The 13,773-nt window shown below is 59.8% G+C and carries 12 protein-coding genes; 3 read left to right on the forward strand and 9 right to left on the reverse strand.

Features of this window, described 5'->3' with window-relative positions:
• Window positions 1–2 precede the first annotated feature (2 nt).
• A complete protein-coding gene (coxB, locus tag G9Q84_RS21050; RefSeq protein ID WP_181644034.1) occupies window positions 3–1,130 on the reverse strand; it encodes a cytochrome c oxidase subunit II in 1,128 nt (375 codons plus the stop codon).
• A gap of 368 nt (window positions 1,131–1,498) precedes the next feature.
• On the opposite strand from coxB, the gene G9Q84_RS21055 reads away from it, so the two are divergent.
• On the forward strand, window positions 1,499–2,146 hold the full coding sequence (locus G9Q84_RS21055) for a hypothetical protein (protein WP_095185293.1): 648 nt from the start codon (window positions 1,499–1,501) through the stop codon (window positions 2,144–2,146).
• A gap of 129 nt (window positions 2,147–2,275) precedes the next feature.
• On the opposite strand, the gene G9Q84_RS21060 is transcribed toward G9Q84_RS21055, so the two are convergent.
• The 8 genes from G9Q84_RS21060 to prlC form a co-directional block, all read right to left on the reverse strand.
• Window positions 2,276–3,823 carry a SulP family inorganic anion transporter gene (locus tag G9Q84_RS21060; protein ID WP_181644035.1) on the reverse strand — a complete coding sequence of 516 codons (1,548 nt, stop codon included), beginning with the start codon at window positions 3,821–3,823 and terminating at the stop codon, window positions 2,276–2,278.
• An 85-nt stretch (window positions 3,824–3,908) separates the two neighbouring features.
• Window positions 3,909–4,640, reverse strand: a complete 732-nt coding sequence (locus G9Q84_RS21065; protein ID WP_181644036.1) for a carbonic anhydrase — start codon at window positions 4,638–4,640, stop codon at window positions 3,909–3,911.
• A 228-nt stretch (window positions 4,641–4,868) separates the two neighbouring features.
• Complete coding sequence (locus tag G9Q84_RS21070) at window positions 4,869–5,927, reverse strand: PA0069 family radical SAM protein (RefSeq protein ID WP_095185290.1); 1,059 nt, start codon at window positions 5,925–5,927, stop codon at window positions 4,869–4,871.
• A gap of 70 nt (window positions 5,928–5,997) precedes the next feature.
• Window positions 5,998–7,296, reverse strand: coding sequence for a cytochrome c (locus G9Q84_RS21075; protein ID WP_181644037.1), 1,299 nt, complete (start codon window positions 7,294–7,296; stop codon window positions 5,998–6,000).
• 12 nt (window positions 7,297–7,308) lie between these two features.
• Window positions 7,309–9,093 carry a GMC family oxidoreductase gene (locus tag G9Q84_RS21080; RefSeq protein ID WP_032885087.1) on the reverse strand — a complete coding sequence of 595 codons (1,785 nt, stop codon included), beginning with the start codon at window positions 9,091–9,093 and terminating at the stop codon, window positions 7,309–7,311.
• A gap of 2 nt (window positions 9,094–9,095) precedes the next feature.
• The gene (locus G9Q84_RS21085; RefSeq protein WP_032885088.1) at window positions 9,096–9,848 is read right to left on the reverse strand and encodes a gluconate 2-dehydrogenase subunit 3 family protein; all 753 of its coding nucleotides are present in this window, start codon (window positions 9,846–9,848) and stop codon (window positions 9,096–9,098) included.
• Window positions 9,849–10,109: 261 nt separating this feature from the next.
• The gene (locus G9Q84_RS21090; RefSeq protein ID WP_032885090.1) at window positions 10,110–10,385 is read right to left on the reverse strand and encodes a YheV family putative zinc ribbon protein; all 276 of its coding nucleotides are present in this window, start codon (window positions 10,383–10,385) and stop codon (window positions 10,110–10,112) included.
• Window positions 10,382–12,433, reverse strand: coding sequence for an oligopeptidase A (prlC, locus tag G9Q84_RS21095; RefSeq protein WP_095185287.1), 2,052 nt, complete (start codon window positions 12,431–12,433; stop codon window positions 10,382–10,384). The genes G9Q84_RS21090 and prlC overlap by 4 nt, the downstream gene beginning before the upstream one ends.
• Window positions 12,434–12,535: 102 nt before the next feature.
• Here prlC and G9Q84_RS21100 point away from each other — a divergent pair, with 102 nt between their 5' ends.
• Complete coding sequence (locus G9Q84_RS21100) at window positions 12,536–13,078, forward strand: gamma carbonic anhydrase family protein (RefSeq protein WP_099601826.1); 543 nt, start codon at window positions 12,536–12,538, stop codon at window positions 13,076–13,078.
• On the forward strand, window positions 13,075–13,734 hold the full coding sequence (locus G9Q84_RS21105; protein ID WP_122681854.1) for an HAD family hydrolase: 660 nt from the start codon (window positions 13,075–13,077) through the stop codon (window positions 13,732–13,734). Before G9Q84_RS21100 ends, G9Q84_RS21105 begins: the two co-directional genes overlap by 4 nt.
• Window positions 13,735–13,773: the final 39 nt, after the last annotated feature.

Genomic DNA, 13,773 nt, shown 5'->3' on the forward strand with positions numbered 1-13,773 from the left:
TGTCATTTGCTTTCCGCCTGTTTGATGGCCAGCACGTCTTTTGGCGTGACCATGTCGCCTTTGTTGTTGCCCCAGGCGTTGCGCTCGTAGGTCACCACGGCGGCGATATCCACTTCCGAGAGCTGCTTGCCGAACGCGGCCATCGCAGTGCCCGGCTTGCCGTGATAGACGATGCTCAGGTGGTCGGCGGCCGGTCCGGTAGCGATTTTCGAGCCCTTGAGCGCCGGGAACATCGGCGGCAGGCCCTGGCCCTCGGCCTGGTGACAGGCCACGCAGGTGGTGTGATAAACCTTGTCACCACGGGCCACCAACTCTTCAAGGGTCCACTCTTTGGAGGTCAGTTCCTTGAGCTTGGCGGCCTCGGCCTTGCGTTCACCCAGCCAGGTTTCGTAGTCAGCCTTGGATTTGACCTCGACGACTATGGGCATGAAACCGTGGTCTTTACCGCACAATTCGGCGCACTGCCCACGGTAGATGCCGGGCTTCTCGACCCGAGTCCAGGCCTCGTTGACGAAGCCGGGAATAGCGTCGCGCTTGACCGCAAAAGCCGGCACCCACCAAGAGTGGATCACGTCAGCGGCGGTAACCAGAAAGCGCACTTTGGCGCCCACCGGCAGCACCAACGGCTGGTCGACTTCCAGCAGATAGTGCTCGCCCTTTATGGCCTGGTTATGGATCTGCTCGGCGGGTGTGGCCAGGTTGCTGAAGAACTCCACATCCTGGCCCAGGTATTTGTAATGCCACTTCCACTGGTAGCCAGTGACCTGGATGTCGATATCCGACTCACTGCTGTCGTAGATGTTGATCAAGGTCTTGGTTGCGGGAATAGCCATCGCGATCAGGATCAGCAAGGGCACGACGGTCCAGAGGATTTCCACGGTGGTGCTCTCGTGGAACTTGGCCGCGACCTGGCCGGTGGAGCGCCGGTGGACCATCATCGACCAAAACATAGCGCCAAACACGATGATGCCGATCACCACACAGATCCAGAAAATGGTCATGTGCAGATCGAACACAGCGTGACTGACTTCTGTTGCACCTGGCGCCATATTCGTTGTCCAGGCGGCGTGCGCCTGGCCGAATACTGACCACAACAGGAGGCCCATCCAAACGTGTGGATGTCGCATCATTGCGGGTTCCCCTTATCGTTCTTGTTATCCCGCCGGTTTGCACCTGCGTCGAAGGGAGCGGCTTCCATACTGCTTACAACCGCTTAGCCTTGCCTGCTTATGCAGTCTGGCGTCATCAGCTAATCGCGTACAAATCCGAGTATAGACAGGGTATGCAACCCCGCAATGTGTAGGGACAAATGAGGCAAAATGGCACGGCCGGAGCCAATGAAACCGGGAGCGGAATCGATTTTCCGACGAACGATGGCAATTCAATATAACGCCTGCGCATAACCATGAAATAATTATGACAAATGCGTCTTAGGCGCTCGTATAAACGAGCTAACTTAACCTCTCCCTTTTCCTACGCCTGCATCACTGGAGCCTTCATGAACACCGCCGCATTGCGCGAGCAGATTTCCCGTGCCCATCAACACGAAGCCACTACGGGCCAGCTTGCCCAGCAACTGGAAAAACAATTGCCGCACCTGCATTCGGCCATTGCTCTGGCTGAAGGTGATCGCAACGTTGTCATGGCGCGTTTTGTCACCGCCTACATCGACTTGGTCCCGGATTTGCTCGACGCGGCCAATGAAGTTGCCCGCGAGGCCGGTATCGAAAGCCAGATCAAGCCGGTGCTGAAGATTGCCGAGCATTTCTTCCTGCAACCGCCAGCTATTCTGGCAGGCCACGAAGGCCTGGACGGTCTGCTGGACGAGGCCTACCTGGCTCATCGTCTGGTGGAGGAAGTAAACGATCTGTATATCAAGCACTTCGGTCGGCCGTTGATTCCGGCGGATACCACCGTGGCTAACTTGATTGCCCATCAGTTGATCGGCGAAGCGTTTGCCAACCAACTGGATGAAGCCGTCCACCTGGCGGTGGATGAGATGCTCAACGAAGACAGCTTTGCGCTGGAGTCGGTCGAGGCGTACCGCGAGCAGTTGAAAAGCCCTGACACAGACGCCGCGTGGAAGCGCTGGCCGTGCCTGTCTCGGCAACTGGGGGTTGAATTGGCGCTGGATCAACCCGCCTGAATCCTGAGGTAGACGCAGAAAAAATGTGGGAGGGGGCTTGCTCCCGATAGCGGTGGCTCAGTCACATATGCTTAGACTGACACTCTGCTATCGGGAACAAGCCCCCTCCCACATTTTGATCCGGCTTCATCAGCCGATTGATGGCGCCGAGCCGATTCCCGTCGTCGTCCTAACCCGGCCTTCGAGCCGTCGCTTCAACCCGCGCGCCTCAATGACCAACTTCGAGCCCTTCGCCGCATTCGCCCGACCCCATTCCTCCAGTAACTCCAGGCAGGAATGGTCGATATAGGTGAGGTTGTTGAGCGGCACATGCACCGTGGTCCCCGCAGGTACCGTCGACAGCACTTGGGTCAGCGCAGGCACTTTGAGAAAGGTCGCCGCTCCGGTCAGCCGTAGCTCCATCTCTCCATCCTGAGGCAGGTCAATCAGGCTGACTTTCAGCCGGGACGCCTTGAGCGCCAGTTTGACCAACGTGAGGCCAAAGCCCACCAGCACACCCGTCAGCAGGTCAGTAAAGATGATCGCCAAGGCCGTGGCCGCATAGGTAAACATCGGCATCCGCCCGTAGCGCCCCAAGGCCTTGAACGCCTTGACGTCTACCAGCTTGATCCCGGTGTACACCAACACGCCGGCCAGGCTCGCCACCGGAATGCTTTGCAGCACGCTCGACAACAGCAACACGAAACCCAGCAACCACACGCCATGGAACATGGCAGACAGACGAGTGGTTGCACCCGCCTGGACGTTGGCTGAGCTGCGTACGATCACGCCGGTCATCGGCAAAGCACCGACCAGGCCGCAGAGCATGTTGCCGACACCTTGGGCGGACAGCTCTTTGTCGAAATCGGAACGCTGGCCATCATGCATGCGGTCGACAGCCGCGGCGGAAAGCAGGGTTTCGGCGCTGGCGATAAATGCCACTGCGAAGGCAGCGATCAGCAGTTGAGGATCGGCCAGGTTCAGCAGGTCGCTGGGGCGCAGCCAGTCGATGGCGTCAGCCAGGTTTTCCGGGACTTCCACGCGTTTGACCTGCAACGCCAGCACCAGGCTGGTGACCGTAGCCAGGCCGACGCCAAGCAAAGCGCCCGGCACAAACCGCAGCGGTTGCGGACGGAATTTATCCCACAGGTACATCACCAGCATCGTCGACAGCCCAAGCAAACCCGCTTGCCAGCCAAGCCCGCCGCCAAGGGTCGGTATGGCTTCAGCCAGTGCAGCCGGGAAACCCGCCAGGTTGTCCAGCCCCGAAGGCTTGGGCGCACCGTCGAGCATCACATGAATCTGCGACAGCACAATCAACACGCCAATGCCCGCCAGCATGCCGTACACCACTGCGGGCGCTGTCACGCGGAACCAGCAGCCCAGGCGCAAACGTCCGGCCACCAGTTGCAGAAAGCCCGCCAGCAGCAGGATCGGGCCCAGCATCAACATGCCGTGCTGGCGCACCAATTCAAACACCAGCACAGCCAGACCCGCCGCCGGACCGCTGACCTGCAGCGGCGACCCCGCCAGCCACCCCACCACCAGGCCACCGATAATCCCGGTGATCAGGCCCTTGGCCGGCGGCATGCCGGACGCAATCGCGATCCCCATGCACAGCGGCAGGGCGACCAGAAACACAACCACCGAGGCGAGCAGCTCCCGTGGCAATACAGCTTTCAATTGAGCAGCACGCATGATGACTCTCCCGAGGCATTCGCCGGGCGCGGTAAAGCCTGGCTGCATCCATGGCAGCCACCGCATTACCCGGCAGGGAAGTGTTTTAGAAGCGCGCTTTAGGCGTCGCTGAAGGGATCGGCCCGTCACCGCCCAACGGTCTGAACGCCGACTGGTCGGCATCGTAGGCGCGGATTTCGCTGGTCTCGATGTTGTAGATCCAACCGTGGATGAACAGCTGACCGTTAGCCATGCGCGAAGCCACGGAAGGGTGGGTGCGCAAATGTTGCAACTGGGCGATGACGTTTTCTTCGGTGAGCACCTTCATGCTCTCGCCTTCGCTGGCGCAATCGCAGTTGTCATGGACCATGGTCTTGGCGACCTCGGCATGCCGCAACCAGGCTTTTACCGTCGGCATTTTTTCCAGGCTGTCGGGGTTGAGTACCGCCCGCATGGCGCCGCAATCGGAGTGTCCGCACACGATGATGTGCTGCACACCGAGGGCAAGTACCGCGTACTCGATGGCCGTGGAAACACCACCGTTCATTTGGCCGTAGGGCGGCACTACGTTGCCTACGTTACGGGTCACGAACAGGTCGCCAGGCGAGCTTTGGGTGATCAGCTCGGGGACGATGCGCGAGTCGGCGCAGGTGATGAACATCGCTCGCGGGCTCTGGGCCGTGGCGAGTTTCTTGAAGAGTTCTTCCTGCTGTGGGAAGACGTCGTGATGGAAATGCAAAAAACCGTCAACGATATGCTTTAGCGCTGCATCGACGGACTCCGCCATTTGAGAGGCTGAAGCCGACGCAGCCAACGGCTGTTTATCCTTATCACTCATGATTCATCCTCTTGATTAGTGCAGGGGGCGTGTTCAGGACAGTTCGACGCCCGGCCAGTGGAATAGTTGTAAAACTCCAATAACCCGGGTGTCGACTCATCAGTCACTCGCTGAGCAAGGTAACCGCCGAAACTTAACTCAAACTGAATGAACCGCTCTAGATCGCGGGTTTCAGTGATGTCAAAACGCGACTATTCCTACAAGAAAGGTGCGTTCTTCCTGATAAGTCTACAACAATGCCATCTGTCTGCCCGGCGGACAGAACGCCGTGCAATCCAGATTGAATCCTTCACGGCGATTGAGCCCCAGGCGTTTGATCGCCTTGCTGAAACGCTGGGCCAACAAATCAGCAAAAGGTCCTTCGCCCCGCATGCGCACACCGAAGCGGCTGTCATACACCTCGCCACCTCGCACCTGCCGCACCAGACTCATTACGTGGGCCGCACGCTGCGGGTAATGCGCCGTCAGCCACTCTTCGAACAACGGCGCCACTTCCAGGGGCAGGCGCAGCATCATGTACGCTGCGCTCTGCGCACCGGCAGCGTGCGCCTCGGTCAGCAGGCTCTCCAACTCACTGTCGTTGATCATCGGAATCATCGGCGAACACAGCACACCCACGGGAATCCCCGCCTCTCGCATCACACGGATCGCTCGCAACCGCGCCTTAGGCGCTGCCGTGCGCGGCTCCAGGATGCGCTTGAGCTCGTCGTCCAGACTGGTGAGGCTGATCATCACCGCCACCAGACGCTGGCGGGCCAACTCGGTGAGCAGGTCGAGGTCACGCAGGATCAGCGAACCTTTGGTAATGATGGTCACCGGATGTCGGTAGCGCAGCAGCACTTCGAGGGTCTGACGCGTGATCTTGTATTCACGCTCGATGGGCTGGTACGGATCGGTGTTGGAACCCAGGTTGATCGGCGCACACACATAGCCCGGCTTGGACAGCTGCTGCTCCAGCACGTCGGCCGCATTGCTCTTGGCGATCAGCTTGGTCTCGAAATCCAGCCCCGGTGACATGTCCCAATAGGCGTGGCTGGGCCGCGCATAGCAGTAGATGCAGCCATGCTCGCAACCGCGATACGGGTTGATCGAGCGATCAAACGGCAGGTCCGGTGAGTTGTTGCGGGTGATGATGGTTTTAGCCGTCTCAATACGCACCTCGGTGCCTTGGGTCGGCGGTACTTCCTGATACCAGCCATCGTCCTCGGCCACGCTGACCGAGGGCGCAAAGCGGTTGTGCAGGTTAGTGGCCGTGCCCCGGCCACGGGGCGGCAACGGAGTAGACATGAATACGCCTCGATACTGTTTTTATATACAGTATCGAGGCGCGACGTTTCTGACCAGTGCCGTTTGGCGGTCAGTGTTTTTGTGTGACCTGCCCCAGGTCATCGCCCGAGGTGGTGCGCATATCGTTTTTACGCATATCAGCCACGTCGCTGGCTTTCACCGGCGCACCTTTATTGCCCCAACTGCCACGGATGAAACTGACTACGTCCGCCACTTCCTGGTCCGACAGGCGCCAGGCAAATGCCGGCATGGTGAAGGTCGATGGCGCCGCGTGAGTGGACGGCAAGGTGCCGCCGTTCAACACGATGTTGATCAGCGAGGTGGCATCCGCCGTCTGCAATACCGGGTTGCCCGCCAGCGCCGGGAACACGCGTGTATAGCCATGGCCGTCGGTGCGGTGGCAGGCCGCACAGTTGTCGATGTACACCGACGCACCCGGCTGGCTGTCATCGCCTTTCCACAGCGCCTGTGCTACCTGCTTGTCGTACACATGCGGCTGGTCCTTGGGATCGACTGCAGGCAGGCTCTTGAGGTAACGGGCGATAGCGGTCAAATCGTCTTCCGACATGTACTGCATGCTGTGGACTACAACGTCGCTCATACCACCAAACACCGCGCTGCGATCACTGCGACCGGTCTTGAGGAATTGCACCAGTTGCTCCTCGCTCCAACTGCCAAGGCCGTCCTTGTGGTCGCCGCGCAGGCTCTTGGCGATCCAACCTTCCAACGGCGCGCTGCCGGACAGGAAGGCATCGCCATCTGTGGCACTCAGGGCTTTTTCCTGCATGGTCAACGCACGGGGGGTGTGGCACGCGCCGCAGTGACCGAGGCCTTCCACTAGGTAAGCGCCACGACTTGTCAACGGGTCGGCACCCGCTACCGCTGGTGTGTCAGCCACTTCAGGGGCAAACATCCAACGCCACGCCGCCAACGGCCAACGCATGCTCAAGGGCCAGGGAATGTCGCTGTCCTTATTTTCTTGGGCGACGGGCTCCACGCCCTTCATGAAGTACGCGTACAACGCCTGCATATCGCTGTCGCTGACACGCGCGTAAGACGGGTACGGCATCGCTGGGTAAAGCGTACTACCGCTCTTGGCGACGCCATGGCGCACGGCCTTGTCGAAGTCTTCGAAGCTATAGTCGCCAAGGCCGGTCTTGTCCGGAGTGATGTTGGTGGAATAGATCACGCCAATCGGGGTTTCCATCGGCAGCCCGCCTGCGAAGGGTTTGCCGCCCTTGGCGGTGTGGCAAGCCACGCAGTCACCGGCGCGGGCCAGGTATTCGCCCTGTCTGATCAGGTCGGTTTCGGCGGCGCTTATCGAGCAACTGCTGAGCAGCGCAAACGTGGCGATAACAAGTGCTTTCATGGTCATCGCTCCTTATGCCTGAACCAGTGGGCCGGGGTTTTTCAGGTACTGCTCACGGATCGCCCGGGCCGACCAGTAGGTCAGCGCCGCCACCAGGCCGGTAGGGTTGTAGCCCAGGCCCTGTGGGAAAGCGGACGCGCCAGGGACAAACACGTTGTGTACGTCCCAGCTCTGCAGGTAACGGTTCAACGCACTGGTTTTCGGGTCGGTGCCCATGATCGCGCCACCATTGAGGTGGGTGGTCTGGTAAGACGCAGTGTTGAAATGCTCACCGACTTTTTTACCAAGTACAGCGATGGCCTTGGGGTTCATCGCTTCGGCAACCTTGCCCATTTTCTCGACCATGAAACGGTTCATCTTGATGTCGTTCTCCTGCCAATCGAACGTCATACGCAGCAGCGGCAGGCCGTAGGCATCGCGGTACACCGGGTCCAGATCCAGGTAGTTGCCTCGGTAGGATTGATGGGCACCGTGGGCGTCCATCGACACCTGATGGGTGTAGTAATCGGCGGTGGCGCGCTTCCACGCACTGCCCCAGGCCGGGGTGCCGGGCGGGTTGGACGTACCCGCAATCGGCCGACTGCCGGCCTGGTTGACCCACATCGGCGAGCCGCCCACAAAGCCGTGTGGGCCGTGGTCGAAGTTGTCCGCATTGAAGTCGTCCATCGCCACGCCATTCCCGCCCGCGCCGATGAAGTTGTTGGTGTGGGTGTCCTTATCGAAGAAGGCCTTGATGGTTGCCATGTTCTGGTAAGCGAAGTTCCGGCCCACCACGCCTTCATTGGTAATCGGGTCGTACGGCTTGCCGATGCCCGACAGCAGCATCAGGCGCACGTTGTGAAACTGGAACGCGCCGAGGATTACCAAGTCCGCCGGCTGCTCGATTTCACGGCCCTGGGCGTCGATATAGGTCACGCCCGTGGCTTTCTTCTTGGTGCTATCGAGGTTGACCTTGAGCACGTGGGAATTGGGCCGCAGTTCGAAATTCGGCACCTGACGCAGCGCCGGAAGGATGTTCACATTCGGCGAGGCCTTGGAGTACATGTAGCACACGTAGCCACTGCAAAAACCGCAGAAGTTGCACGGGCCCATCTGCGCGCCATAGGGGTTGGTGTAAGGCCCCGAGGTGTTGGCGGATGGCAAGTTGTAGGGTTTGTAACCCACATCGGCAGCCGCTTTCTGAAACAGCTGTGCGGAGACCGTATTTTTCTGCGCTTCCAACGGAAAAGGGTTGGAACGATCCGGCGCGTAAGGGTTGCCGCCACGGCCTTCACCCACCAACTGACCTTTAACGGTCCAAGCTTGGCCGGAGGTGCCGAAGACTTTTTCCGCATAGTCGAAGAACGGCTCCAGTTCTTCATAGCTGACGCCGAAGTCCTGGATAGTCATGTCCTTGGGAATGAAGTTTTTCCCGTAGCGTTCTTCGTAGTGGCTGCGCATGCGCAACTCGATTGGGTCGACACGAAAGTGCACACCGGACCAGTGCAGGCCCGCGCCGCCCACGCCATTGCCCGGCAAAAAAGCGCCGAGCTGACGGTTAGGCAGGGCGACATCATTCACGCTATGGCGAATGGTCACCGTCTCTTTGGAAATGTCCTGGAAGAGTTTCTTACGCACGCTGTAGGTCAATTCGTCGATGACCTGGGGATAGTTACCGTCAGGGTACGTGTCCTGCATCGGGCCGCGCTCCAGCGCCAGCACGTTGAGGCCCGCTTCTGTCAGCTCCTTTGCCATGATCGCGCCGGTCCAGCCGAAGCCGACGATCACTGCATCCACTTTCTTCATGATGGTCGCCACGTTTATGCCCTCTCGCCACGGATGGAAACAGCCGGGAAGGGGTATTGCTCGTTGCGTTCCACCCAATCCATAAAGTCGGCGCGCGCGCCGGGGAAGCCGATCATGGTCCAGCCGACCATGCCCTTATTGCCACCGTGAATCGGGTCGCAAAAGAAGCCTTCCTTGGTGTTTTGCAGTAACAGGTTGAAGAAGATTTTCGGCGGTACGGCGTCGAAATGCGCCGCCACTTCGCCGCCACCAGCCTCCAGACGGCGCAGCATATCGTCTCGGGTAGCGCTGTCTTGCGCAGCAAAAGCTTTACCGTTGAAGGCTTTCGACCACGCATCCGTCGCAGCAATGCCCAGGCGATAAATTTCTTTGGGGACCAACTTGCTCTGCCAGCCCATCTCCGGCGGGGCGTCCGCGTTGAACGGACCTTGCATGTACCACAGCGCGCCGCTGGCGTACGGCGTGTTCATCTGACGGTCGATGTATTCCGGCACGCCGGCTTCCAGGGCACCTGGGCCTTGAGCATCTGCGGGGATCAAACGCTCGACGGCGGCGTTGATGAACGCCCATTCCTCAGCGGTGAAATAGCTCGGCTCGTAGGCCTTGTCGTTCTTCGCAGGTTTGGCCGGCGCGGCGTGGGCAGGCTCAGGCGTGGCCATCAGTATCGAGCCACCAAGGCCGGTACTCGCAACCGTGACCACCGGGATCAAGGTCAAGGATTTGCGCAAAAAATCACGCCGGGGGTTGTCTTGATCTTGATCAGACATGGGTGCACCTCATCATGTGGTCACGGGTTTATTCGGCCACTTCTGGGGAGCGGCTCGTCGGTATTTGGGCAATCAATAGTTACAAATGATAGCAGGCTAAGGATGTAGATTATGGATTCAGCGACCTAAGTCGAATAATTGCAGGCAAAAAAATGTGGGAGGGGACTTGCTCCCGATAGCGGCGGGTCAGCCAATCCAGAGGCTGGCTGACCTTGCGCTATCGGGGGCAAGCCCCCTCCCACATTGGCCCGGGTAGGGCCGTTAGTCTTTTTTCAATTTCGGATTCGGGAAGAATTGCACTGCCTGAACCTTGGGGTCGGCTGGCGCTTTAAGCGCAGACGTATTCACACGCGTACCCAACTCCTTGGGCACCGACAGCCCTTGGTCATTGAGCGTATCGGTATACCCGCAGGCCACGCACTCGCGGTGCGGTACGTTGTCCTCGGTCCACATTTTCAGCTTGTCCGGCTCGCTGCACGCCGGGCAGACAGCCCCGGCGATGAATTGTTTTTTGGTGATCACAGGCCCGTCATTCATGCTGCCGCGTCCTCACTCAGGCCGCTGTGGCGCAAGAGCGCGTCAATCGACGGTTCGCGTCCGCGGAAGTCGACGAACAGCACCATCGGCGCCTGGGAACCACCACGCGCCAGGATCGCCTCGCGGAATGCGCGACCGGTCTCAGCGTTAAGTACGCCGTCCTCTTCGAACTTGGAGAAGGCATCCGCCGACAGCACTTCAGCCCACTTATAGCTGTAATAACCCGCCGCATAACCGCCCGCGAAGATGTGCGCAAAACTGTTAGGGAAGCGGTTGTAGGCTGGCGGACGCATGACCGACACCTCGTCGCGGACGCCTTCCAACACCTGCGCCACGCTGCGGCCATCACCGTGGGTGGCGTGCATCTCAAAGTCAAACAGCGAGAATTCCAACTGGCGGACCATCATCAAGCCGGATTGGAAATTCTTCGCCGCGAGCATTTTTTGCAGCAAATCCTGAGGCAGCGGCTCACCGCTTTCATAGTGGCCGGAGATCAGCGCCAGACCTTCGGGCTCCCAGCACCAGTTCTCCATAAACTGGCTCGGTAACTCCACCGCATCCCAGGCGACACCGTTGATGCCGGACACGCCAGCGTGCTCGACGCGGGTCAACAGGTGATGCAGGCCGTGGCCGAATTCGTGGAACAACGTGGTGACTTCATCGTGGGTCAGCAGGGCAGGCTTGCCACTGTCAGCCGGGGTGAAGTTGCACACCAGGTTGGCCACCGGGCTTTGCAGCACGCCGTCGACGGTGCGGCGACGGTCGCGGGCGCCGTCCATCCAGGCACCGCCACGCTTGTTGGCGCGGGCGTACAGGTCGAAGAAGAAGCGGCCGACGTGCTGGCCGTTTTCCTTGATCTCAAACAGGCGAACATCCGGGTGCCAGGTGTCGAAGCCTTTCTGCTCGGCAATCTCGATGCCATACAGGCGCTGCACGATGGCAAACAGGCCGCCCAACACTTTATCGATGGGGAAGTAAGCGCGCAGGGCTTCCTGGGACACGCTGTAGCGCTGCTCGCGCAGTTTTTCGCCGTAGAAACCGCTGTCCCAGCTTTGCAGGTCGGCGCAGCCTTGTTCGGCGGCATAGGCCTTGAGTTGCTGCAGATCCTGGGCGGCAAACGGCTTGCTGCGTTTGGCCAGGTCGCGCAGGAAACTCAGGACCTGATCGCTGGATTCAGCCATTTTGGTGGCGAGGCTCAGTTCGGAGAACGATGCGAAACCGAGCAGTTGCGCCAATTCCTGACGCAGGTCGAGGATCTGTTCCATCACCGGGCCGTTATCGTTCTGACCGGCATTCGGGCCTTGGTCCGACGCGCGGGTGCAGTAGGCCGCGTAAATTTCCTCACGCAGGGCGCGGTCGTGGGCGTAGGTCATCACCGCGTAGTAGCTGGGGAATTCCAGGGTGATCAGCCAGCCGTCGAGGCCTTTGGCTTGGGCAGCCGCTGCCATTTGCGCCTTGGCCGAGTCGGTCAGGCCAGCGAGGGTTGCCTCGTCGGTGACGTGTTTGGTCCAGGCCTGGGTCGCGTCCAACAGCTGGTTGGAGAACTTGCTGCCCAGCTCAGAGAGTTTGCTCTGCACTTCGGCATAACGCTTCTGCTGCTCGGGCGGCAGGTCGATACCCGACAGACGGAAGTCACGCAGAGAGTGCTCAAGGATGGTTTTTTGCGCCACGTCGAAGCCGGCGGCTTCAGGGCTGTTGGCCAGGGCTTCGAAGGCCTGGAACAGTTCGCGGTTCTGGCCCATCTCCGTGGAGTAGGCACTCAATGCCGGCAGGCAGCTTTCATAGGCCTCACGCAATTCGGCGCTGTTGCACACGGCGTTGAGGTGGCTAACGGGGCTCCAGGCGGCGCCCAGTCGGTCATTCAGTTCGTCCATGGCCAGCACCAGCCCGGCCCATGTCGGATTTTTACCCTGGCTTTGCAGGATGCCTTCGATGGCAACGCGGTTATCGGCGAGGATCTGTTCGATGGCCGGCTGCACGTGCTCGGCACGGATCGCCGAGAACGGCGGCAGGTCGTAGGACTGCAGAAGAGGGTTGTTCGCGCTCACGGTTGGCACCTTGGCTGAAGAAACATGTAAGAACAAAGATGGGGCCATCTTAATTACAATCAACGCCCACCGCAGCTATCAGCAGAAGAGAGAGAGGCTATCGTGACCCTTCGCACCTATCAGAACCACACGCCAACCCTGGGCGCCGGGGCTTTTGTCGATATTTCGGCGGTGGTGATCGGCGATGTCGAAATCGGCACCGACAGCTCGGTTTGGCCGCTGACCGTGATTCGCGGCGACATGCACCGCATCCGCATCGGTGCGCGCACCAGCGTGCAGGATGGCTGCGTGCTGCACATCACCCACGCGGGCCCCTTCAACCCGGACGGTTTCCCACTGCTGATCGGCGACGACGTGACCATCGCTCACAAAGTCATGCTGCACGGCTGCACCGTGGGCAACCGCATCCTGATCGGCATGGGCAGCATCGTGATGGACGGCGCCGTGGTGGAGGACGACGTGATTATCGGCGCCGGCAGCCTGGTGCCACCGGGCAAGAAACTCGACAGCGGCTTCTTGTATGTCGGCAGTCCGGTTAAACAAATCCGCGCGCTGACTGACAAGGAGCGCGCATTTTTCACCTACAGCGCCGCGAACTACGTGAAGCTCAAAGACCTGCACTTGGCTGAAGGATTTGACCAATGAGCCTGCATTACCAAACCGTTTTGTTCGACCTGGACGGCACCCTCACCGATCCACGCGAGGGCATTACCCGCTCGATCCAATACGCCCTCGGCAAACTGGGCATCGATGAACCGGACCTGACCAAACTCGAACACTTCATCGGCCCGCCGTTGCTGCAAGCATTCATGCAGTTCTACGACTTCGATGAAGCCAAGGCGTGGGAGGCGGTGAATTTCTATCGCGAGCGCTTCAAGGTCACGGGGCTTTATGAAAACCGCGTGTTCGACGGCGTGATGCCGCTGCTGGAAGACTTGAACAGCCAAGGTCGCCAGCTGTATGTAGCCACCTCAAAGCCGTGGGAATTCGCCCGTGAAATCGCCAGGCATTTCGACTTTGCCAAGCACTTCAAGGTGATCTACGGCAGCGAACTTGATGGGACGCGTACCAACAAGGTCGAGCTGATCGCCCATCTGATGCGCGAGGAAGGCCTAGAACCGGCGAACACCTTGATGATTGGTGATCGCAAGCACGACCTGATCGGCGCGCGTAGCAACGGGCTGGATTCGGCAGCCGTCGGTTATGGGTTTGGTAGTTTCGAAGAGTTGAACGCCGAGGCGCCGACCTGGCACTTCGAAACGTTGGCGCAGATGCATCAGGCGTTTTTGCAGCGCCCTTGAAGCCGCCATTGGGGGCGAGCGTCTTTCCGCATGTTGAAA

It is taken from the genome of Pseudomonas sivasensis (assembly GCF_013778505.1).
GTDB classification, from domain to species: Bacteria; Pseudomonadota; Gammaproteobacteria; order Pseudomonadales; family Pseudomonadaceae; genus Aquipseudomonas; species Aquipseudomonas sivasensis.